23 protein-coding genes and 3 tRNA genes are annotated in these 22,456 nt (G+C 41.7%); 15 read left to right on the top strand and 11 right to left on the bottom strand.

Annotation, left to right across the window (positions count from 1 at the left end; translation table 11 throughout):
- Positions 1–10: 10 nt before the first annotated feature.
- The 3 genes from CMAQ_RS03725 to CMAQ_RS03715 form a co-directional block, all read right to left on the bottom strand.
- A complete protein-coding gene (locus CMAQ_RS03725; RefSeq protein WP_012185787.1) occupies positions 11–1,033 on the bottom strand; it encodes a homoserine dehydrogenase in 1,023 nt (340 codons plus the stop codon).
- A gap of 26 nt (positions 1,034–1,059) precedes the next feature.
- Positions 1,060–1,248, bottom strand: coding sequence for a hypothetical protein (locus CMAQ_RS03720; RefSeq protein ID WP_012185786.1), 189 nt, complete (start codon positions 1,246–1,248; stop codon positions 1,060–1,062).
- A gap of 98 nt (positions 1,249–1,346) precedes the next feature.
- Positions 1,347–1,955 carry a histidine phosphatase family protein gene (locus CMAQ_RS03715; RefSeq protein WP_012185785.1) on the bottom strand — a complete coding sequence of 203 codons (609 nt, stop codon included), beginning with the start codon at positions 1,953–1,955 and terminating at the stop codon, positions 1,347–1,349.
- 223 nt (positions 1,956–2,178) lie between these two features.
- Here CMAQ_RS03715 and CMAQ_RS03710 point away from each other — a divergent pair, with 223 nt between their 5' ends.
- The 3 genes from CMAQ_RS03710 to CMAQ_RS03700 all read left to right on the top strand — a co-directional run bounded on the left by CMAQ_RS03710 (position 2,179) and on the right by CMAQ_RS03700 (position 4,285).
- Positions 2,179–2,682, top strand: coding sequence for a hypothetical protein (locus CMAQ_RS03710; RefSeq protein ID WP_012185784.1), 504 nt, complete (start codon positions 2,179–2,181; stop codon positions 2,680–2,682).
- A 111-nt stretch (positions 2,683–2,793) separates the two neighbouring features.
- Positions 2,794–2,881 (top strand) — tRNA-Leu (locus CMAQ_RS03705).
- A 144-nt stretch (positions 2,882–3,025) separates the two neighbouring features.
- Entirely contained in the window at positions 3,026–4,285 is a 1,260-nt protein-coding gene (locus tag CMAQ_RS03700) for a molybdopterin molybdotransferase MoeA (protein ID WP_012185783.1), read from the top strand.
- Between the two features lie 452 nt (positions 4,286–4,737).
- On the opposite strand, the gene CMAQ_RS03695 is transcribed toward CMAQ_RS03700, so the two are convergent.
- From CMAQ_RS03695 to tatC, 3 genes are all read right to left on the bottom strand, one after another.
- Positions 4,738–4,814, bottom strand: a tRNA-Phe gene (locus tag CMAQ_RS03695).
- Between the two features lie 123 nt (positions 4,815–4,937).
- Positions 4,938–5,606 (bottom strand): metallophosphoesterase family protein, encoded by a 669-nt coding sequence (locus CMAQ_RS03690; protein WP_012185782.1) that lies wholly within the window; start codon positions 5,604–5,606, stop codon positions 4,938–4,940.
- 163 nt (positions 5,607–5,769) lie between these two features.
- Positions 5,770–6,579, bottom strand: coding sequence for a twin-arginine translocase subunit TatC (tatC, locus tag CMAQ_RS03685; protein WP_012185781.1), 810 nt, complete (start codon positions 6,577–6,579; stop codon positions 5,770–5,772).
- Positions 6,580–6,788: 209 nt separating this feature from the next.
- Between tatC and CMAQ_RS03680 the strand changes: the two genes are divergently transcribed.
- Positions 6,789–7,754: an acyl-CoA thioesterase gene (locus CMAQ_RS03680; RefSeq protein WP_156769828.1), complete on the top strand. Its 966-nt coding sequence runs from the start codon at positions 6,789–6,791 to the stop codon at positions 7,752–7,754.
- Here CMAQ_RS03680 and CMAQ_RS03675 read toward each other — a convergent pair.
- Positions 7,747–8,106 (bottom strand): 50S ribosomal protein L18e, encoded by a 360-nt coding sequence (locus CMAQ_RS03675; RefSeq protein ID WP_012185779.1) that lies wholly within the window; start codon positions 8,104–8,106, stop codon positions 7,747–7,749. The genes CMAQ_RS03680 and CMAQ_RS03675 overlap by 8 nt on opposite strands.
- Before the next feature lie 57 nt (positions 8,107–8,163).
- Between CMAQ_RS03675 and CMAQ_RS03670 the strand changes: the two genes are divergently transcribed.
- The 7 genes from CMAQ_RS03670 (at position 8,164) to CMAQ_RS03640 (ending at position 13,792) form a co-directional block, all read left to right on the top strand.
- Positions 8,164–9,126 (top strand): cobalamin biosynthesis protein, encoded by a 963-nt coding sequence (locus CMAQ_RS03670; protein ID WP_012185778.1) that lies wholly within the window; start codon positions 8,164–8,166, stop codon positions 9,124–9,126.
- A gap of 131 nt (positions 9,127–9,257) precedes the next feature.
- Positions 9,258–9,722 (top strand): hypothetical protein, encoded by a 465-nt coding sequence (locus CMAQ_RS03665; RefSeq protein ID WP_012185777.1) that lies wholly within the window; start codon positions 9,258–9,260, stop codon positions 9,720–9,722.
- Between the two features lie 37 nt (positions 9,723–9,759).
- Positions 9,760–10,422 carry a tRNA(Phe) 7-((3-amino-3-carboxypropyl)-4-demethylwyosine(37)-N(4))-methyltransferase gene (locus CMAQ_RS03660; RefSeq protein WP_012185776.1) on the top strand — a complete coding sequence of 221 codons (663 nt, stop codon included), beginning with the start codon at positions 9,760–9,762 and terminating at the stop codon, positions 10,420–10,422.
- 12 nt (positions 10,423–10,434) lie between these two features.
- Entirely contained in the window at positions 10,435–11,100 is a 666-nt protein-coding gene (locus CMAQ_RS03655) for a hypothetical protein (RefSeq protein WP_012185775.1), read from the top strand.
- A complete protein-coding gene (locus CMAQ_RS03650) occupies positions 11,087–11,347 on the top strand; it encodes a winged helix-turn-helix domain-containing protein (protein WP_012185774.1) in 261 nt (86 codons plus the stop codon). The genes CMAQ_RS03655 and CMAQ_RS03650 overlap by 14 nt, the downstream gene beginning before the upstream one ends.
- 72 nt (positions 11,348–11,419) lie before the next feature.
- A complete protein-coding gene (gene spt4, locus CMAQ_RS03645) occupies positions 11,420–11,653 on the top strand; it encodes a transcription elongation factor subunit Spt4 (RefSeq protein WP_048062657.1) in 234 nt (77 codons plus the stop codon).
- Between the two features lie 258 nt (positions 11,654–11,911).
- Positions 11,912–13,792, top strand: coding sequence for a phosphoenolpyruvate carboxykinase (GTP) (locus CMAQ_RS03640; RefSeq protein ID WP_012185772.1), 1,881 nt, complete (start codon positions 11,912–11,914; stop codon positions 13,790–13,792).
- 29 nt (positions 13,793–13,821) lie between these two features.
- Here the strand turns inward: CMAQ_RS03640 and CMAQ_RS03635 are convergent, their stop codons facing one another.
- Together CMAQ_RS03635 and CMAQ_RS03630 are read right to left on the bottom strand one after the other, a co-directional pair.
- Positions 13,822–14,133 carry a winged helix-turn-helix domain-containing protein gene (locus tag CMAQ_RS03635; RefSeq protein WP_012185771.1) on the bottom strand — a complete coding sequence of 104 codons (312 nt, stop codon included), beginning with the start codon at positions 14,131–14,133 and terminating at the stop codon, positions 13,822–13,824.
- Positions 14,126–15,283 (bottom strand): hypothetical protein, encoded by a 1,158-nt coding sequence (locus tag CMAQ_RS03630; RefSeq protein WP_156769827.1) that lies wholly within the window; start codon positions 15,281–15,283, stop codon positions 14,126–14,128. Before CMAQ_RS03630 ends, CMAQ_RS03635 begins: the two co-directional genes overlap by 8 nt.
- A gap of 101 nt (positions 15,284–15,384) precedes the next feature.
- On the opposite strand from CMAQ_RS03630, the gene CMAQ_RS10360 reads away from it, so the two are divergent.
- Positions 15,385–15,816 carry a helix-turn-helix domain-containing protein gene (locus CMAQ_RS10360; RefSeq protein ID WP_012185769.1) on the top strand — a complete coding sequence of 144 codons (432 nt, stop codon included), beginning with the start codon at positions 15,385–15,387 and terminating at the stop codon, positions 15,814–15,816.
- Positions 15,817–16,217: 401 nt separating this feature from the next.
- On the opposite strand, the gene CMAQ_RS03620 is transcribed toward CMAQ_RS10360, so the two are convergent.
- Positions 16,218–17,609, bottom strand: coding sequence for an MFS transporter (locus tag CMAQ_RS03620; RefSeq protein ID WP_012185768.1), 1,392 nt, complete (start codon positions 17,607–17,609; stop codon positions 16,218–16,220).
- Between the two features lie 479 nt (positions 17,610–18,088).
- Positions 18,089–18,177: transfer RNA gene (locus CMAQ_RS03615), tRNA-Ser, on the bottom strand.
- A 185-nt stretch (positions 18,178–18,362) separates the two neighbouring features.
- Between CMAQ_RS03615 and CMAQ_RS03610 the strand changes: the two genes are divergently transcribed.
- The 3 genes from CMAQ_RS03610 to CMAQ_RS03600 are packed head-to-tail and all read left to right on the top strand — an operon-like array spanning position 18,363 to position 22,411.
- Positions 18,363–19,031, top strand: a complete 669-nt coding sequence (locus CMAQ_RS03610) for a class II aldolase/adducin family protein (RefSeq protein WP_012185767.1) — start codon at positions 18,363–18,365, stop codon at positions 19,029–19,031.
- A 9-nt stretch (positions 19,032–19,040) separates the two neighbouring features.
- Positions 19,041–20,906, top strand: a complete 1,866-nt coding sequence (locus CMAQ_RS03605) for an aldehyde ferredoxin oxidoreductase family protein (RefSeq protein WP_012185766.1) — start codon at positions 19,041–19,043, stop codon at positions 20,904–20,906.
- A gap of 8 nt (positions 20,907–20,914) precedes the next feature.
- A complete protein-coding gene (locus CMAQ_RS03600; protein WP_012185765.1) occupies positions 20,915–22,411 on the top strand; it encodes a rhamnulokinase in 1,497 nt (498 codons plus the stop codon).
- The last annotated feature ends 45 nt before the right edge of the window (positions 22,412–22,456 follow it).

Raw genomic sequence — 22,456 nt, 5'->3', positions numbered from 1 at the left:
CTTAATAGGCTTAACCCTTAATACGCTTTCCCATGGTTAGTAATAAGTCGGCGTATTCAAGTAAATCACTGAACATTACCTCGGCTGTTGCCTCAGCCGGGCCTGTTGGGCCTATTACCGTTATTTCCTTCCCATCATTAAGCCTAATTACTAAGGCATTGTAGTTACCTGTAATGGAGCCAAGCACACTACCTGTTGGAACCTCCATTGGCTTAACGCTTAATACCCTGCTGGTTAAGCTTATTGAGGCAACTTGCTTAACCCTAACACCCCTCCTTGCGCATTCCTTAATGTAATCATCCTTAAGGCTCATTAATGATTGAACATTAACATCCCTTAAGCTCACATTAAGGCCCAGCACATTAGCAAGTATGGTTGCCTTAGCGGCAGCGTCTAAGCCACCTAGGTCTATTGCTGGGTCTGGTTCAGCGATCTTCTCCTCAATAGCCTTCTTAACGGCTTCACTCATGGTTAATCCATTCTCCACAAGGGTTAGGACGTAATTTGACGTAGCGTTTAAAACACCTTCAATGCTTTCAACAACCCTACCCCTTAATCCCTTAATCAGTTGAATCACCGGCGTACCAGCCATAACCGTAGCCGTGAAGCCTAGGAAGACTCCCCTAGCCCTTGACTCATTGATTAATTCCCAGTAGGCTAAGGCTAATCCTGTTTTATCAGCGGTAATAACTGATACGCCTTCACTTATCAATAACCTATATATTGTTAGATTCGGTTCACCAGTGCGGTAACTTGGTGGTATTGATACTACTGCGATGTCTGGTTTAAGTTTAATTAAGTCCCTTAAATTAACTGCCTTAAAGCCAGGCGCATTATATAGGCCTTTATTAACTAAGTCCATGAGTGTTCCACCACCTATGCAGTTATCATTAATTAAACCACCCCTTGATGCAAGTACACCTATTACGCAGGGTTCTAGCCCCAGCTTAGTTAATTCAGTGGCCCTATTGATTAATACCCTTGCGAAGGATTTCCCAACATTACCAAACCCTATTAAGGCTATTTTAATCATAATTAAGGGTTACATTAATTAGTGTTTTAAACCTCACCAATTTGGTTTGCCTTCCTAACAGGTAATACTTCAATCTTATGGGGTATTTTAGATATGGGGCTTAAGCATCTTGGGCACTTACCACCCCAGTACCTAGCCACGTCTTCAGCGCTCTTAGGTTTATCACCCTTATATAGTATGAAACCGCACCAGCGGCATACATACTCAATGGCCATACGTCTATTATTTTTAACTAATTTAAAAGCATTATCTTTAATTAATAATACCCTTATAAATATAATATAGTATTTTCAATTGCTAAAAATAGAATAATTCATTTGCAGTTTAGAAAATTAAATGGCTTAATGTTTACAAATAAGACCCTCCAATCACCCCACTCGTCATCCCTAAAAACCGCTGACACAGAACCAGTATCAATCCTGATCCTATAAATGTTGCTTTGGCTTGAACCAATAACGTGAGTTATTAATGAGGCTATGGGTTGGTAGTGGGAAACCACCACAGTATCCTCCATTAACTCATTAATCATATTAATTACCCTACCTAACACCGCCTCAGCATTCTCACCGCCAGGTGGTGGGTGTTTAAGGGGATCCCTTGAGTATTTTAGGAATTCAGGCCCTATATCACTGATCCTCATCATCTCCCACTCACCCATATTAACTTCCCTAACCCTTTCATCAATAATCAACTCAGCCTTAATTTCATTAGCAATAATACTGGCGGTTTCCCTAGCCCTAAGAAGTGGGGATGAAATAATCCTCCCCACACCCTTAGCCATATTCTTAAGAAACCTTGCAGCGCATAACGCCTCCAACCTACCCCTCTCTGTTAATGAACCCACGTTAATGTCCCTACTCTGCAACACCCCCTCTCTATTAAGCGTTGATTCACCATGCCTAACCAGGTAAATGATAACCATGAGGATGCTGAACCTAAACCCTATTAAGCATTACATTGCGGAAAGCTTATTTAAGCCAAGCACATAGTGGGTGTTAGCCCCGGTAGTATAGCCCGGTCAAGTATACGGCGCCGATCACCAATACCCAGGGCTTTTTTCCAGCTCAATAATGAAACTATGATTATTATACTGAATATTTCATGGATTAATAAATTATTATAAAGTCAGGTGAGATCACTGGGGTGTGTCGGTTAGGTATTTACGTTTAGGTAACACAATAAGCCTAATTGCAGGAGTCTTAATACTACTGGTTCTCTTAGGAATAATGATTCATGGGATACAAGCAGTGTTTTACCTATGGGTTTTAGTAGTAATGTGGATGCTTTGGGTCATGGGAATTGCAGCCTACGTATCCTATGTTTTAGCCGCCTTAAAGATTAGGCAGTTAATGAAGTATGCCGGTGTATTAGCATTGATAGTAACATTAATGGGTTTAATACTGCTTACTGAACATAAGATGCTTGGTGCCGAATTAATAGTCTTAGGCTACTTCCTAGAACCCATAGCTGGTGTATCCCTTTACTTAAGATTACTTGACTTCAATAAACCAGCAGCACACGTGTTCTTCTGGGGTGCCGTTATATTTACCGTGGGTTTACCCTTAATACTGATTAAGAATACTTACATCTCATTAATAGGTGATTTAATTAAAACAATTGGGCTCATAATCCTAATACTTAAAGATTAGTCACTCAACTTGACTTAACTGAGATGCGGCATCCCATGGTATTAAGTTTAAGGAAGTAGACCCAGATAATAATGAGAAAACCTTAAAAGCCCAATAGTGCATTACCTAATGGCGGGGGTGCCCGAGCCTGGTCAAAGGGGGCGGACTTAAGATCCGTTGGCGTAGGCCTGCGTGGGTTCAAATCCCACCCCCCGCACCAGTAAGATATTAAGATAATAAAGAAATATTATATTCTAGAATCAAAGTACTTGATAAAGTATTAGCGCATAGATGCGACTATCCATTATTGAGAAAAAATCATTCGCAATGGGTTTAAAAACTAAAGGTGAATTTATCATGCTTAATGAGACTTCATGAAGATAAGTATATTACGTTACATGATTTAAACGAAGTATTGAGTAATGCACCTAGGTGTAATCCTGAGGTTAGTGAAATGGCACTATGGGATGCTGTGGGTTTAGTTTTAGCTAATGACATTATTGCACCGTTTGATACACCTATTATGCCTAAGGCTGTCTACGATGGGTTTGCGGTTAAGGCAGGTGAAACACCTGGTGTATTTAAGTTAGTTGGCTCAATACTAATAGGTCAATTACCTAACCGTGAATTGAGAGTAGGGGAGACGTATTATGTGACCACTGGAGCCTACTTACCTAAAGGAGCTGATGTTGTTGTACCTGAGGAGGATGCTACTGTTAATGGTGATTCAGTAATAATTAATAAGGCATATTCAACAGGCGATAACATTGATGAACCTGGTTCATACGCCAAGAAGGGTCAATTACTTGTCAGTAAAGGCACAGTATTAACACCTTACATACTTTCCGCACTACTTGAGACAGGGGTCTTTAAGGCTCAATTCTATAATAGACTTAAGGTTACTATAATTTCAACGGGCAGTGAGTTGGTTAAACCAAGAACCCCTGAGGGGGCTTTAAATGAATTCATGACGGGTAAGGTTATTGAGAGCACTGGTTTATTAATTGAATGGTTTATGAGCAATTACATGCCTTATGTAACAGTATTAAAGCATATCATTATTAATGATTCTTACGATGAAATACTAAGTTCAGTTACCGATGGGTTAAGGAAATCAAACATTATAGTAATCACTGGTGGAACCAGACCAAGTGGTATTGATTACGTGCATGATACCTTAACAGCATTGAAACCCAAGTACTACGTTAGAGGTATTAAAATGAGACCAGGTAGACCATCCACCGTTGCAGTATTCGATGACTGTCATGTAGCCTTTGGTGTAAGTGGACACCCAATAAGCGCATTAAATGCCTTAAGCCTATTAATAGAACCATTTGTAAGAAACATGTTAAGCATTGTGAGCACAGTGCCTTTACCCAAGGCCTATGGCAGGTTACTTGAATCAACTGAACCAGGTAGGGGTCTTTGGAGACAGGTAAGAGCTAAGGTGGAGGTGGATAATAATGGTTATATTGTTAAACCATTGAAGATAACAGGTAGTTCATTCACATCCACCCTAGCTGAAGCAGATGCCTTAATTAACATTCCACCATGGGTTAATGATGCCGCAAAGGATTTAATAGTTGAAATGCTAATGCTTAGAAGCAGATCATTTAAATATTAATATGCTAAGTTAGACTAGAATAATGAACACCATGGACATGGACTTTACGTAACTGCAGCATTAATTTAAGTTGCTTCCTTGCATCCAAATAAGTTATGCAGTAATTAGATTAGGTGAACCATCGTTAAGATTATTAAGGGAAGTAAGTTGAAGATTAGGGTTCGTGGTTACTTGGCCAAGCTTAAATTGACCTATACCTCATGCACTGGGTGAATTATTAAATGGTGTGTTTAGGAGACTTGTGTGTCTATCTTTGGTTCTAGGGTTAGAGGTAATTATAGAATAGTGACTGAGACCTTACTGTGCATATTACCTTTAAGGGTGCCTTGGACCTCAGTAGGTTGATTATCGATATTGCTGAGGCGTTTTATGCAGGTGGGGCTTTCTTGAAGCCACTAAGCATTGGTGAACCCTTGACTGTGTAGTGTGGTAAATGCTATATTCCTATTTAATGGTGCCCCGGCCGGGACTTGAACCCGGGACCCCCCGGTCTTCAGCCGGGTGCTCTCCCAGGCTGAGCTACCGGGGCCTGTTACTCTTATTAGCGTAAATGGTTTTTATGCTTTTCCTTAGGATGCCTAGTTTAATTTCCTTAACACTTTAACATGCTTGGTGCGTGAAATGGGTTAAGCACCTAATTAGGTAATTAATCTTAGGCATTAAACGTGTACTCCTCATTACCGTCTCTAAAAACTCTAATGCTCATGTCATTAGTGTTGAGTACTGCATAGCACTTGAACCTTTGGGATGAATCAACTCTAAGGTAATTCCCCCACTCATACTTACCGTAATTATAGCATTCACCAGTCATGTGTCCGTTAAGCAGTAGCCTTGGTTTAAGAAGCCTAGCAGCTTCTAGGGCCATTGCACTGTATTCATCATTCTTCATCCATGGGTATTGGTCAGGTAGGTAGAGTGGCTGATGCATTATGAGTAGGTCAAGGGAATTAACCTTCCTCCTAATCCTATCAATTACCCTCATGAACCTATTAAACCCAATGGTGTATTCACCATCGCTTTGACTTATTAACCCATTAATACCACTGAGGGTTAACCCATGTATTCTGCGGATTGCACCATCACCAATGGCGTAATGCTTAATTAAGCCGAAGTTCTCATGATTCCCGTAAACCGTGATTAAGGGTACTCTACTAATAACAGCGTATAAGTCATCTTGAGTCAAGTACTCACCCCAATCACCTGCTGATATTAATGCATCAGGCTTAACATCATCAATGATTCCAATTAACCAGTTAACGGCCTCATATTCCCCAGGTTCAATTGTCTTATGTAGGTCACTTATCAATAGTAGCTTAGCCATACTTCAGTGAAAACGCTAAGATTATTAAATATTTAGTATTAATTAAGCCTATGCTTATGCAGTAATCAGTAAGCATGGGTTCTTAATCACCAGTCTCATTCGGTTAAGGTCTCATCACTTAGTTAATGACTTAGAGGTGGTTATTAAGCTTAATCATTAAGGTTTAGGAAGCTTTCTCAACATGGGGTTGCCTCCTCTCTACTACCATTGAAGTTAACATGCCTACTATGTATAGTGCCGACATGGTTAACCCAATTGTAGTCTCAATTACCCCACCGGTTGTTCCTGGGGAAATTATTAATGCGAATAGGAAGCTAGCTAAGACTCCCCAACGCCAGTACTGTCTCCAGGTTGATGCCTTAACAATCCTGAACCTGGTTAATATAGTCATTATTAACGGTGTCTGGAAGGCTAAGCCCATTGAGAGCATTAGGGCTAGTATGGTTTGCACAAAGGATCTTAGGCTTATCGTCGGTTCAACGTTAAGGGCCTTGGCGTAGAATAGGAAGAACTTGAATATTACAGGTATTATAATGGTGTATGCGAATAAGGCGCCTAATGCGAAGAGAACCATTGCAGGTAGTACCGAGATCTTAAGCATGCGTTTTTCATGACTATAGAGACCGGGTGATATGAAGGCCCATACCTCCCATAGAATTATTGGTAAGGCGATTATTACCGCCAGGAAGAGTGATATTTGAGCTGCAGCCAGTAATGGGTCAAAGGGGGATATGGTTATTATCTCAACACCCTTAGGTACTGTTGCGTGAATGAAGAAGTTTATTACTGATACTGAGAGTGAATCATCTATGGAGGGTGTCGGCACAATAATCAGTATGCCGGGTGGATCAATCCTAATGATGCTGTATTTAAATGCGAAGACGAGGATGAATGAGATTAATATGGTGTACAGTGCCTTCCTCAACCTACTGATTAACTCCACGATGTGGCTCATCAACGGCTGCTCCTGCATTCCCTAAATTCCCTTTAGCACAGCTTAACTAATTAAGCTTTAATTCCGGGAAACTGAAAAATGCATTCATGAGGAAAAGCTAATAAACCAAGGGATCAGCCTTAATTCAGCGGCCGTGGTCTAGTGGTCTAGGATGGCGGCCCCCCGTGCGGCGGTGCGTGATTTAATGGGCGAATTATTTATTAAGGCTTATGAAATACTACATAAGTATGGTCAGCATTAGAGATACTGAGGTTACTCTCCTTGAAATGGTTCAACCATTTGACGCTAATTCTATTGGTAGGTTATTCGGTGGTAGGATACTGGAGTGGATTGCTAACGTTGGTACAGTGGCCACTGTTAAGTTTTCCCGGGGACCAACCGTGTTGGCTTACATGGATAGGCACTTCTTCCTAGCCCCAGCCTTCATTGGTGATTCAATCACACTTAAGGCTAGGGTTGAGTACGTGGGTAGGTCATCAATGGAGACTTACATTGAGGCTGTTAGACGCCATGGTGGTGATCAAGTAATTATGACCATGACCACGGCGGCATACGTTGCTGTTGATGATTATGGGCAGCCTAGGTTAATTAGGAATGAACTTAAGCCTAATCCGGATGAATTAATGATTTATAATAATGCCAGGAGTAGGTATGAGGCTAGGAAGAGTAAGATAGTGAATAGGCGTGAGGAGAGGTATAATGTTAATGATCCAACGGAGAATCTTAGGTGGAGGGTTGAGTCAAACAGATGGGTTACCCCTCAGGACGCCTTCATGTCTAACATGGTTTCCGCAGGCAGATTACTCGCCTGGATTGATAATATTGCTGCATCCCTGGCTAGTGAATACGCTAAGTCAGTGGTGGTAACTGGGTCAATTGATGATACAGTATTTTATTCACCAATAAGAACCGGCGAGATTGTTAAGATTGCTGTAGGAATAAGTTACGTTGGTAAGACTAGCTTGGAGACTTTAATACACGTCACCACTGAGGACGCCTATGGTAACGTTAAGAGGGTGTGTACAGCCTACTACACTTACATTGCTATTGATGATAAAGGGAAGCCTCAGCCTGTTCCACAATATCAGCCGGCTAATGATTATGAGAGGAAGCTCTTTGAGGAGGGGGCGAGGAGGAAGATGCTTAGGGATGAGGAGATTAAGAGACTTAAGGAGTCAATGATTATTAAGTAATTATCTTAACGCCACTCGGCTTAGGCATCCTCCTAACAAGCTCTGGGATACTTAACGCCTCACCTCCAGCGGCCTTAATCTTATCAATGGCTGTTTTAGAGAAGGCCCAGGCAGCCACCGTTACCTTTTTACTTAATTCACCATCCCCAAGAACCTTACCTGGAACAACCACTACATCACCATCATTAAGTAGCCTATTTAACTTACCAACATTAACAGTAACCCTACTTCTCCTAGGCTTACTAAGAATGTCAGCCACCGTAGCCCAGAGTGCTGCATTATACTGTCTATGCGCCTTCTCAAGGAACCTAACAGTCATCCTAAGGTACTGGTTCGTTGACTTTAACTCCACGGGAAGCCTTTACTGCTATATTTTAAAAACTTAATCTTAAGGAGGATTAAAGGAGCCATGGTACCGTACCTCTTAGTCACTTTAACAATAGCGTTAATAATGGATTATCTATACCCCATGCATAAGGGCCTACTATACTTAATTCACCCAGTGCACTTAACCTATGGGTTAGCCGTAAGACTATATAGGCCTTATTCAGGGAGGTTATGGGGGGTGGCTGTATGGTTTTCATCAGTCACACCAATCCTGTTAATCTACAGTGCCCCCATTATTTCAATACCATTAAGTAACCCCATTCTCCTACTCATTATCCTAGTTTACGCAGGCTTCATAGTTAAATTAAGCATATCCTTAAGGTTACTGTTAAGTTTAGTTGAGGATTACGGTAAGGCTATTAATGAGGGTTACTTAAATGAGGCTAGGGGTGTAGCTCAGCAATTGGTTAGGAGAAACGTGTGGGTTATTGACATTGGGCATGTTAACTCAGCCGTGGTTGAATCGCTCTTTGAGAGCCTCGTAGATGGCTTCACCTCACCCCTATTCTACCTACTGTTATTTGGACCGATTGGTGCATTACTTCAGAGGTTATCAAACACCATGGACAGTGCCCTAGGTTACACTGATGAACCATATAGGCGTATTGGCTGGTTCTCAGCTAAGGTGGATACTGCCATGAATTATGCCCCAGCCAGATTAACCGCATTACTAATAGTACTTGCTGGGTTTTTAATGGGGAGAAAACCAAGATTAAGCACATACTTAAAGTATAGGTCAATCACTAGGAGCTTAAATGCAGGGCACCCTCTTGCTGCAGCATCATCAGTGCTAGGCGTGAGACTGGAGAAGATTAATGAATACAGTATTGGGAATGGAGAATTACCTGACACCATTAGCCTACTAACCGCGATTAAATTAGCTAAGCTTACTGCAGTATTATTCATTATAATACTCATCTTATGCCTAATATTAATCCCATCAAGTAAATACGGCTTAATAGGCTCATTAATTAAACTCCATTAAAGCTTCAATAAACTTACTTAACCATGCTGCAGGGCATTAAACCTAACCTAATTAATAAAACCATCCAGCAATGAGAAGATTCATCGTCATTCGGCAGTTTCTTTATAAACCCTATTAAGGGATACTTAATAATGGGTACTGTTAACGTTAATAAACCCGTAACAACCATGCTCAGTGAATTAAGTAGTGATTTAAATCGAGATGACTTAGTTCTAGTTGAAAGGATGCCTCAAATAAAGGAGACTGAGAGATATAGGGATGTAGTAATAAACATGCTTAAGGAATTCCACGTGACGCTGGTTCTAGTTAGGTTAGTGTTTAAGAATGGTGAAGTTAAGGGCTACGTCTTCTTAGTTAAGGCTGATGATTCAAGTGAAGTACCGGGTAATGGCCATGTGGAGGGTTACGTTATAGTAAGGGATCATAGAGGTAGAATGACTAAGTATGTCTACAACCCTGAGGAAGCGCCCCTAGATTATTTAGCCAGGGAGGTTTTAACCTTCGCTGAATTATACAGGAAGGCTGAGGAGAGAGTCATTAAACTTGGCTTAACGGAGGCATATAGGGATAGGGGCTTTTTCACTGATTATGAATAAAACTTAAAGCAAGCAGGTGAAGGTTAGTTGACTTGGTGTGTTAAGCACTGTGGCTGATGTTTATGAGGTCAGGAAGAGCAGATTCGTGGAGAGGCTTATTAAGGAGGGGGAGGAGGGTAAGGTTGACTTTGACATATTTGATTTCCTAAGGGAATTCAATACATTAAGCAACTATTACACAACCAGTAGCTGCAGTGGCAGGATAATGATTATTAATGCATTCTCACTCAGCTTCGCTAAGGGTAGGGGTCTAGCTAAAATACTGGCTAAATGGCATAGACCAGTTACTTTAAGTGAAGTATTGAGCGTTGTTAATAATGGTGCTAATCTATGGTTACTAACCAGGGGGCCGATACTTCATGTTGTTGCTAGAAACATGGAATCAGCCGTGGATTTATCTAAGCTGGCTAAAGATGCTGGATTTAAGAGAAGCAGTATTTTATCCATTAAGGATTGGGGGGTGGTTATTGAGATTGAGAGTGATGATAGGTTGGATATACCCATTAAGATTAATGGTAATTTACTCTTCAACAATAATCAGCTTAATGAAATCATAAACACAGCCAATGAGACACTAATGTTTGGTAAATTAAGGTTAGTTAGGTTAATTAAGTTAATTGAATCAAGGTACTTTAATAGGAGTTATAGTCAGGATAATGAAGCACTAGTGCCATATAGGGTCTTTAGGAGGGGTCTTTAAGGTGATGATCTAATGGCAATACTGTTGCCTACAAGGCACTTACTTTACTTCCTAATAATAGCCTACGAGGCTTACATACTAATAGCTAACTTACTAATATCCTACTACGCCTATAGGGCATCAAGGATTCTACGCAGTAGGAATATGCTACTTCTATCAATAGGTATAATGCTCTTCGGGGTATACATGCTTGTTAATAGTTTAATAAATATATCAGTTCTAGCATACTTATACTATGAACCAGCCAGAAGACTAATATATGTACCACCCAGTGTATACCCCTGGTTGATTGCTGATGGGTTAATGGAGTTAGCCAGCCTTATACTAATATCACTAGCCCTAAGTCTCCCCACTGAACTCTACGCATTCATTGGTGGCTTACTTATTCTGCGCACTAACCCAATATTCATAATTCACTCGCTATCGGTATTAAGCATAATTCTATTATCCTACATATGCATACTGCTTTGGTTAAGGTTCTCTCAGGGTAATAACCTGGTAATGTTAACCGCATTAGCATTCACACTACTACTCTTCAACATCCCAATGGAGGTTTTTGTATTCATGGTAACTAATTCATTATTCCTTGAGTTAATAGAGGAGAGGCTTGTTTACTCAGTGGTATCCACCATACTGTTAGTGAATGTTATAAGGGTTGTTCACTATGGTAAGGCGTAGGAGTAGGGTTGAGATTATAATGGAAATCCTGGAGTACTTATCTGAGGGCTGCAGTAAACCTACTAAAATGTCCATGGCATTGAATCTGGCTTACGATAGGCTTGATCAAATGCTTCAACAATTAAGGGGTAATGGATTAGTGACGTATGATGGTGACTCATTCTGCATAACCCATAAGGGGCTTGAACTACTGAGGGAATACCAGAGGTTCAGGAGGCTAGCCAAGTCACTTGGAATAGATCTCTAGGCTAATTTAGAGTATTATCTTGGCTTCACCATGGTTAGGAATGCTTATTAACCCTAATGCGACCTTATGCTAATGAGTAGGGCTACTAGGAGCAGGACTAGGAGGAGGCCATTATCTGGATTTAAGGCATGCAGGAAGTGTAAGCTAATAGTTCCTGATGAGGTTAATCAATGCCCCAACTGCGGTGGCATTGAATTCAGTGAGGAGTGGAGGGGATTAATAATCATACTTAACCCTGAGGAATCATGCATAGCCAAGGAGTTAAATATAACTAAGCCAGGCATGTACGCTGTTGAAGTGACTTAAACTTCATTCAGCATCATAGCCTACTCGCCATTCGCTTAAGTCTATTAATAGGATGAAATATCTATGTACTCTATTGATATCGCTATGTGAAATACCGTCATTATTAAAGATTAACGCGTAATTATATAAAAGTCTGATCAAATATTACCTCTTACGTATTGATTAACTTTCATTAACTTGTATTCATGGTGATACTACATTTATCTACTAATTATATAATTAACAATATTTATAAGCATAAATTAAGGAGTCTCAGCTATGAGCGCCTCAGGTCGTGGTCTAAGTGACTTACGTAGCATTATAGGTGATGAGTCGTATAATCGATTAATGGCGATAAGGAATAGTAGGCTTCACTCCTTCCTGGCTTGGGTCATTAGCGTGTGTGAACCAGCATCAGTGTTCGTATCCACTGGTAGCCCTGAGGATAATGATTACATTAGGAGGAAAGCCATTGAGAGCGGGGAGGAAATCCCCCTGAGACTGAAGGGGCATACTATTCACTTTGATAGTCCACTTGATCAAGCTAGGGCTAGGGATGATACTGCAATACTACTGCCTAATAATCAGAAGCTCCCCTTCATAAGGACTAAGGATAGAGATGAGGGTATTAAGGAAATGTTAACGCTGCTTAAGGGTATAATGAGGGGTAGGGAGATGCTTGTTGGTTTTTACTCACTTGGCCCTAAGGCATCACCCTTCAGTATACTTGCCGTTCAAGTAACCGACTCCTACTATGTCATGCATAGTGAGAATATTCTATATAGGCAAGCTTACGATGAATTCATTAGACAGGGAGAGGAGGCACGTTTCTTAAAGTTCATTCATTCTCAGGGGGAGTTAAATGAAATGAAGCAGAGTAAGAACATTAAGCAGAGGAGGATATTCATTGATTTAACCGATGAGACGGTGTACAGTGTAAACACTCAGTATGGTGGTAATAGCATTGGTTTAAAGAAACTTGCCCTCAGGTTAACAATCAAGAGGGCGATGGAGGAGGGTTGGCTAAGTGAACACATGTTTCTAATAGGTGTAAATGGGCCGGGAGGCAGGGTTACTTACTTCACTGGTGCATTTCCCTCGATGTCAGGTAAGACTTCAACAGCCATGTTAGGTAGATTAATTGGGGATGATTTAGCTTACTTAAGAATCATTAATGGGGAAGTTAGGGCAGTTAACCCTGAGGCTGGGGTATTCGGTATTATAGAGGGGATTAACCCAGTGGATGACCCATTAATCTACGAGGTGCTGAGTAAGCCGGGTGAATTAATATTCTCAAATGTCCTAATGCTTGAGAATGGTGACGTCTACTGGAATGGCAAGGGGGAACCTGAACCCAGTAGTGGAATTAATTACACTGGTAAGTGGTGGAGGGGTAAGGTTGATGATAAGGGTAACCCAATACCACCATCCCACCCAAACGCAAGATTCACAGTATCACTTAAGGCATTCAGTAACCTAGACCCAGCCTACGATGACCCAAAGGGTGTAGTGGTTAAGGGCATTATATTCGGTGGCAGGGATTCAGACACCTTAGTGCCTCTTCTCGAGTCCTTTAATTGGGAGCATGGAGTCGTAACCATAGCCGCATCCCTTGAGTCCGAGAGGACTGCTGCAGTTATTGGTAAGGCTGGGGAAAGGGAGTTTAACCCCATGGCTAACCTAGACTTCCTATCCGTTGACCTAGGCGTGTACATCAGTAATTACCTAAGGTTCGGTAAGGAGGCGTCTAATCCACCTAAGATCTTTGGGGTTAATTACTTCCTGAGGGATGAGCAGGGTAGGTTCCTGAATAGTAAGGAGGATAAGAAAGTATGGTTAGCTTGGATGGAGAGGAGGGTACACGGTGAGTTAGACGTGGTGGAGACACCCATAGGCCTAATACCAAGGTACAATGACTTAAAGGGATTATTCAGGGAGGTTTTAGGCAAGGAGTATAGCCTTGAGAATTATGAGAAGCAATTCGCAGTTAGGGTCAGTAAGCTTATTGAGAAGATTGATAGGATAATGAAGATATATTCAGAGATACCTACTACGCCTAAGATACTGTTTAATATACTTAGTGAACAAAGACAGAGGCTGCTGGAGGCTGAAGGTAAATATGGGAATGTGATTTCACCAAGCGTCTTTGAGAAGAACTAGAGAAAATACTTGATTTTAAAGGCAAGTTACTAGACTATTATGTTTAAGGCCTTAAGAGTATTCATGAATCTTCTATAACCCTCTAATAGTGTTAAGCCGCTTTGGGTAATGCAGTAACCATGCGTACTACTTTTAATTAACCCAAGATTCTCAAGACTTTTTAGAAGCTGCATAAGCCTATCATAGGTTAAATTCAATTCAACGGATACTTTACTGGGTTTACTGCATCTACCTGCTAAGTACTCTAGTATCTGCATTATAATTGTTACCCTATCCCTATTCCTACGAGTCCTACGCCTAACAATGCGTCTATTCACTATTGAGTAATCGATTTCATTCATGCTTGATCCCTGACTTAACAATAACCCTTGAAGCCACTAAGGCTGCAATAAACCCGGTAACCACAGCAATTGCCACTGCAACTAAGGCTAACTCATAGTGGACTCTACCCATGTGACCCTGCTCAGTAGGCGAAGCAACCTGTGGTATTGGTGCACTAGTTGAGGTGATGGTTGATGATACGGATGTACTTGTTGATGGCATTATACTGAAGGCACCATTCATTGAGTTAACAATACTCACTGGGTCACTTTCATTCGCCGTAGTAGTGCTTTCCTCACTATTTTGTCCATTAATATTATACTGCGGTGAAGGTAAGTACCATATCCTGGGAATTATAGTTAAAGTGTTATTGCTTGGAATTGTAAATGTTAAGTTACGTAACATTATTACTGAAGGCACTGTAATGCTCACCACCTCAGTATACTCTGTGACGTTAACATTTACACCATATACATTAACCACCTTATGCGTAACACTCTCAGTACTAATGCTACTACCTCCCAGTTTAACGTAATTATAATAGAGTAAGTAATATGGTATTTCAGGTATGTTACCTAACCGTGCTATTCCATTTACGACTTTAACACATACTACACCCTGCATTAATGCTGCCTCCCTGAACCACGGTATCACTATTGCTGAAACCGGGATTGCACATAGAGTACCATTGCTTATTAATTCACCACTGGGTGACTTAACCATAATTGTGATACTTGAATTCGGGTACTGGTTAAGGGGCCTTAAGGTAATTTCACTCCTTACCCATGAATATAGGTTACTTAAGCCACCTTTAATTACACTTAGTAATGTTGACCCATTAACGTAAGTGTATCCAATGTACTCCATTAACCCATTACCAGTGAAGTTGAGGCCATAAGCAACAAGCACATATTCTGTCCTTGGATTTATTAACTGCACTGCAACCCTACCCCATGCGAATTGACCATTGAAGGATACTAAGCCTACCATTGATCCATTAACATTAATTATATAGACCATTAACCCACCTAATGCGTTAGGCATTGGTTGAGGCTGATTAACCCATTGAGGATTCTGAGCAATAACCACTAGAGATACTACAGATACTATAGTAGCGGCTACCGCCAACGCTATGATTGCCGTGAGTATCCTCATACCTACACCTCCCATGCCCATCACTCCACTGTTGCACCCACTGTTAATGTTTCTAATACCTGGGCATTCATGTTCTAATGCCTAGAACTTTATAACCAAGGGCAATACGCCCAACCGTGAACGATGAGGTTAAGTTAGGTGAAACAACATTAAGGGTTTACCTACTCCTAATTAGGGAGGGTAAGGCCATGAGCATTAGAGAAGTTCAGAGGGCCCTGGATTTATCAAGTCCTGGCCAAGCATACCACCACCTTGAAAGACTAAGGGAACTTGGGTTAGTGACTAAGGACACCGATGGATATAGGGCGGTTAGGAAAAATGGGGTAATTGAAGGCGTGATAATAGTTAGATCCATTATGCTGCCTAGAACTGCATTTTACCTAGGCTTCTCAGCAGCATTAACAGTAATATATCTGATTAGCCTACTACTGGGTTTAATTAAACTAGATTTAATAACCATGGTAGCTATCCTTGCATTATTAACCTTCTCCATAATTGAATTCACTGATCAATGGATTAAACTAAGAAGGCTGCTAAAATTAAAATAACCCCTTACCCTTTAGAGGGGGCTCGCATGTTAGAGGCTTCTACTATTCCCCCAAGTATTGTAAGTTGAGGTAAGTAGTATTCGTGAAGATGCCAAACTTCCTCCTACCTTAAATGAATAAACTCCACCATTGATTCAGGTTTACATATCTTTTAATGATGCGGCCTCCCAATCCCAATAATTGTAATAAGTATTACCGAATCAATCAGTATTATGCCTATAAAGAAACACACTAAGGATACTGAGACCCCTTATATGTAGTAGAGTTGTCTCTTCCCTAGCACTTACCATAACGTAAAGGATCCATAACCAGGGTGGAGATGGGGAATTCCACTTGATGATGAACCTTAAAGGTAAGGTTAAATAAATTCTTGTTTAAAGGCGATATTCAGTACACTGTTCCTACTCCACCTCTAGTCTGGGATGTAGTCCAGGGCCCTTGTACTTGGCTGTGGCTATGTCTTCCAGCGATATTCCCTTAGTCTCCGGTGTGAAGAAAATTGTAAATATGAAGGCCACGAAGGTAATCGCTGCCAGGAACTCGAAGAATGATAATTTACCGAAGACTAGGGCTATGTATGGGAACTCGAAGGCACTCAAGAACGATACGAATCTGGTTATGGCCGTGGCACTACCCATCGATGTTGACCTAAGCTTAGTTGGGAAAAGCTCTATAGCATACAGACCCATGGTGTTTCCCGGACCCAAATTACCGAAGCCATACCACAACACTAATCCAATGACACCAATAACCATGGCCATAAGCCCACCTATTAATGCCCCTAAGGCTACTAATACCATTCCAAGCGTGGAGAAACCAAAACCAAGTAATTGAAGAATCCTTCTCCCCCACCTATCATTGAGGAATGCAGCACCCAGTGCACCCAGGGCCCCCGGTATGTAGAGTAGTGCTGATAATAACATGGAGGATGCGCCCTTGAAGCCAAGCATCGATATTATGGATGGGGCATACAGGCCAAAACCATACGACCCAATGTCATATAGTATCCATTGAGTCCAGACAATTGCCGTCCTCTTCGCGTAATCACCCTTAAATAATTCCAAAAACGAACCTGGCTTCACATGAGCTAGCTTCTTAGCTTCAACCTCCACTAGCTTACTTATGTCTTGATCACTCATACCGGTGACTTGAGATAACCGACGGGCCTCTTCCACGGCATTCGTATCCTGCTTAACTGCCACCTTCCAACGGCTAGACTCCGGCATAAGTGACCTCACTATTATCGTGGCCAGCGCTATTATTGCACCTATGCCCAAGGCCCACCTCCATCCGTATACTGGATCAACTAAGTAAAACACATAGCCTAATATGAATGCTATGAAGGCACCCACGCTCCAGAACGTCCACACCCAACCATAACCCATTCCTCTCTTGTTAGTTGGATACATTTCAGTTGCGTAAACTGGGCTCAGGGCGTAATCAGCCCCTACACCCCAACCCACAAAGAACCTGTATATTATCATTTGAATAATGTTAGTGGAGAAGGCGCTGAGCGCTGCAAATACTACGAAGAATAAGAGATCAAAGGTATATAGATACCTCCTACCGAGTCTATCGGAGAAGTGGCCAAAAATCAATGCACCGAACATTGCCCCTAGCAATGCCGCACCACTAACAAAGCCCAGCTCTAGACTATTATACTTGAAGAACCCAAACTTGAGTAAGGAGAAAGTGAAAACGCTGATAACGCTTAGGTCATATCCATCCAACATATACCCCAAGGCAGAGACCACGGTATATGCTGCTCTACTGGGATAATGAGTAGACTTCACGTTAATACTCCTGAAAGATAGTATTTAAGTATTTAATTTGTAACTTACATACTCCAATCTAAATAATATTAAAATATTATCAATTATAAGTTCTAAAGTTTGTTTTCCCTTACTACCTTACTTAGTTTGAATCTAACATATGAAATACTCTTAACCACTAGTGTAAGTGTAGTTTATCCGTAAGACCCCTTAGCCTCATCGGCCTTACCGATTATAAATACATGACCCCCTTATCTTACCCCAATCCCCACTCTTAGCCATTAATTCAACTAGCGGAAGCGGAAACCTTGAATCCGGGAGTACATTAAAATACTACATTTAGAGAGACCTCACATTAGTTTACCCGTATCAGGTCATCAATGAATAATTAAGATATGTAAAGCTTCATTTAAACAAAGTATACAATAATAATCATGAATAATCTTCAATAAAAGCTCAGTAAACACCAAATCCACTTCAACACAAGCGAAAGTAATCAATGGCGCCGGGGCCGGGATTTGAACCCGGGCCCCCTTGCGGGGATGGGCTTAGCAGGCCCACGCCTTAAACCAGGCTCGGCCACCCCGGCTTTCATTTAGTCCTTAATAGGCTCCTTAAAAGGTTTCCCCTTTGAGGCTTTATGCCTACGTTATGGTTTATTATTGTAGGTATTGCATGATGATTTAATGTTCATTGAGTCTTCATGCATACCTAACATGTTAGGATAAACATAATGGTAAAATGCTTATATACATCTGATTAAATATTCACTGCATGTCAACAGGGGAAGAGGGACCTAGCCTCATTAGTGAGGATGAGATTAAGAATGAGATTACGCGTGTAATGAAGGCACTGTATGAGAGAGGATTAGTGTCTGCGCTTGGGGGTAATGTTAGTGCCAGGGTACCTGGAGCCAGTGAATTTTGGATAACACCCAGTGGTGTCTTTAAGGGTGCTGTTAATGTTGATGACTTAGTTAAGGTTGATTTAGATGGTAATGTGGTTGAGGGCGTGCTTAGGCCATCAACAGAGACTCCATTTCACGCAGCCATATATAAAGTTAGGCCGGATGTTAACGCAGTGATTCATGCACATAACCCAGTAACATTAGGGTTAGCGTTGGCTGGTGTTAACTTGAAGCCAATATCCGTTGAGGCTATTATGACCCTGAGGAAGGTTGAGGTCGTTCCCTTTGCCTTCCCTGGGACTGACCAATTAGCTAAGCTTGTTGCTGATGCTGCGCTTAAGGGTGCGCGTGCAATAATACTGATGAATCATGGGGTAGTGGGTATGGGGGCTAATTTACTTGAGGCTGAGGCTGTGGTGGAGACCCTTGAGGAGGTTGCCACTGCGCAGTTTGTGGCCATGGTGTTAGGTAAGGAACCACCAGTTATACCTGAGAAGGATGTGGAGCTCTACATGAAGTTGTACTTCCAGGGTTAGGTGGACTGCATGAGTGAATGGTATGGGTACATAGGGAAGATACTTGAGGTTGATTTAAGCAGTGGTAAAACTAGGGTTAGGGAATTGAAGGAAGAGGATGCTGACATGTTTATAGGAGGCATTGGCCTTGCCGCAAAGATAATGTTCGATGAGGTTGACCCAAGGGTTGAACCCCTCAGCCCAGATAACGTGCTAGTGTTCATGACTGGACCATTAACTGGTACAATGGTTCAATGCAGTGGCCGTTACGTAGTGGCGGCTAAGTCACCATTAACCATGGCTTGGGGTGAGGCACATGCCTCAGGCTTCTGGGGTGTTGAGCTTAAGAAGGCCGGCTTCGATGGTATTATAATTAAAGGTAGGTCAAGTAACCCAGTTTACTTATACATACATGATGGGGAAGCTGAAGTCCGTGACGCATCCAAGTACTGGGGATTAACAACAGTTGAAACAGACCTTAGCCTAAAGAATGATTTAGGGGATAAGGCGATACGCGTGGCTGCAATAGGGCCGGCTGGTGAGAAACTTGTTAGATATGCCATAATAGCCTCAGACATAACTCCAGATGGACCCAGGGTAGCTGGTAGAACAGGGATGGGGGCTGTCATGGGTTCAAAGAACCTTAAGGCCATTGTAGTTAAGGGTAATGGGCAAATTAAGGTTAAGGAACCTGAGAAGCTTAGGAGCAACATTAATAGGCTACTACCCTACATATTATCCTACCCAACGACACAATTATACTCAATATACGGTACCGCGGGTGAGGTTGAGGAGTTCTACGAGTACGGTGACATGCCCATAAAGAACTTCACAGTGGGTAAGTGGGATGGTATACTTAATATAAGTGGTAGGGCTTTTAGGGAGAAGGATATTGTGAAAGCTCATAGGGCCTGTTGGGCATGCCCAATACACTGCTGGAAGTACGTTGAGGTGAATAATGTTAAAGGCAGGGGTCCTGAATATGAAACTATTGCCTCACTGGGCTCAATGCTAATGATAGATGACCCCTACTACATAGTTAAGGCAAATGACCTATGCAATAAGTATGGCATAGATACAATATCCACAGGAGGCACCATAGCGTGGGCAATTGAGAGCTTTGAGAAGGGGTTATTGACTAAGGAGGATACAGATGGGTTGGAGCTTAAGTGGGGTGATAAGGAAACAGTACTTAAACTCATAGAGCTCATAGGGAAGCGGGAGGGCTTCGGTAAACTACTTGGGGAGGGATGCCGCATGGCTTCAAGAAGCATAGGTAGGGGCACTGAGAAGTACTGCATGCATGTTAAGGGCACTGAAATGCCTATGCATGATCCAAGGGCTTTCAAGGGCATGGGGCTTCAATACGCAACATCAAATAGGGGTGCTGATCACCTTCAGGGTTTAACCTTCAGGATTGAGCAGGGTGAGAGAGTAACTGACTTGAAGATTTACGAGAGGTATGATAGGGTTTCCTACATCGGTAAAGGCCGTGTGGTTGCCACAATGGAGACTTGGCACGAGGTTCTTGAATCACTAGTAATATGCAAATTCATAAGTATACCACCATTACACCTAGCTGGAATGTATACGCTGGTGACGGGAAGGAAGAAGACTCTGCAGGATCTTTTAACGGCGGGTAAGCGTATTTTCACTTTGAAGAGAATGTTCAATGTCATAAACGGCATAAGTAGGAAGGATGACACTTTACCTGAAAGGTTCCTAAAGGAGCCGTTAGGTGAAGGTGGGGCTAAGGGGCAGGTTGTTGAACTTGAACCCATGCTTAACGAGTACTATAATTACATGGGCTGGGATGAGAATGGTATACCAACTAGGGAGACTCTTAAGGAATTGGGAATACTGCCAATAGTGGAGAGATTCATGAATAATAAGTGAGAGGCAGCATGGATTCAATAGTAATATTAGCTATAGATATAGGTGCAAGTGGGGGTAAGGCTATTGCCGGTGTATTGGATTTAAAGAACCTTAAGTTAACTATAGATGAATTATATAGGTTCCCTAACCAAATGATTAGGGTTAATAACCACCTATACTGGGATATGCTTCAACTATGGGCTGAGGTTAAGAATTCAATTAAAGCCGCCTTAAGGAAGTATAGGGGTAGATTAGCCTCAGTGGGTATTGATACTTGGGGTGTTGACTTCGTACTGCTTGATGACCATGATGAGTTAGTGAGCTTACCCTACGCCTACAGGGATCCTATGACTGAAGGATTAATGAGTGAAGTCTTCAGTAAGGTACCTAAGGAAGTCATATATAGTAGGACTGGTATACAGTTCATGCGCATTAACACCCTTTACCAACTCTACGCCCTAGTTAAGTTTAATTCACCTAAACTGAAGATTGCTAAGGCAATGCTCATGATACCTGACTTACTTAATTACTGGTTAAGCGGCGTTAAGGTTAATGAATACACCAATGCATCAACCACTCAATTACTTGATGCCAAGAGTAAAAGGTGGTGTTTAGACATACTGGAGAAACTCAATATACCTACTGACATTCTTCAGGAAATAGTTAATGCTGGATCCGTTTTAGGCTACTTAAAGAGGGACGTTGTGGAGGAGTTGGGTGAGGACAGTAGGGATGTCAACGTGATAGCGCCTGCAACGCATGATACTGCCTCCGCCATTGCGGCTGGGCCAATGATTAATGAGGATACTGGCTACGTGAGTTCAGGGACTTGGAATCTTGTTGGAGTGGAGTTGAATGAACCCTTAATTAATGAACAAGCCATGTTAAGCAACTTCACTAATGAAGGCGGTGCCTTCGGTACAATTACCTTCTTAAGGAATATGCAGGGCATGTGGATACTGCAGGAGGTTAGGAGAATACTAGTGGATTTAAGTGGAAGGGAGTACTCTTACGATGAGTTAGTTAACCTTGCGGCTGAGGCTGAGGAACCTGAATCCTTCATAGATGTTGATGATTCAAGGTTCTTGGCTCCAATTAATATGATTAATGAGATCCACGGTTACCTTAAGGAAACTAGGCAGAGGGAACCAGGGAGCTTAGGTGAATTAATTAGGCTTATTATAACCAGTATAGCCTTGAAGCATAGGTATATATTTGAGAAAGCGACTAAGATAACTGGTAGGAGACTGAGGGGAATCAACATATTTGGTGGTGGCTCTAGGAACAGTCTCATGAATCAATTAACAGCCAATGTAATGGGGATTCCTGTCTACGCGGGACCTGAAGAATCAACATCAATTGGGAACATTCTAATTCAGGCAGCTGGCATGGGCATTATTAAGTCCATTCAGGAACTTAGATCCATAGTTAGGGATTCATTCAATATTAGGGTCTTTGAACCAAGGGATGAGAAGAAGTATGAGGATTTATACTCAATATTCGTGACTAGACTTAACCTACCCTAACCTGTTTAATGATTAATGATGGCTATAACTTAAAAGTAAACTAAT

The sequence above is a fragment of the Caldivirga maquilingensis IC-167 genome, assembly GCF_000018305.1.
GTDB classification, from domain to species: domain Archaea; phylum Thermoproteota; class Thermoprotei; order Thermoproteales; family Thermocladiaceae; genus Caldivirga; species Caldivirga maquilingensis.
This window is presented reverse-complemented; position numbering and strand designations above follow the sequence as displayed.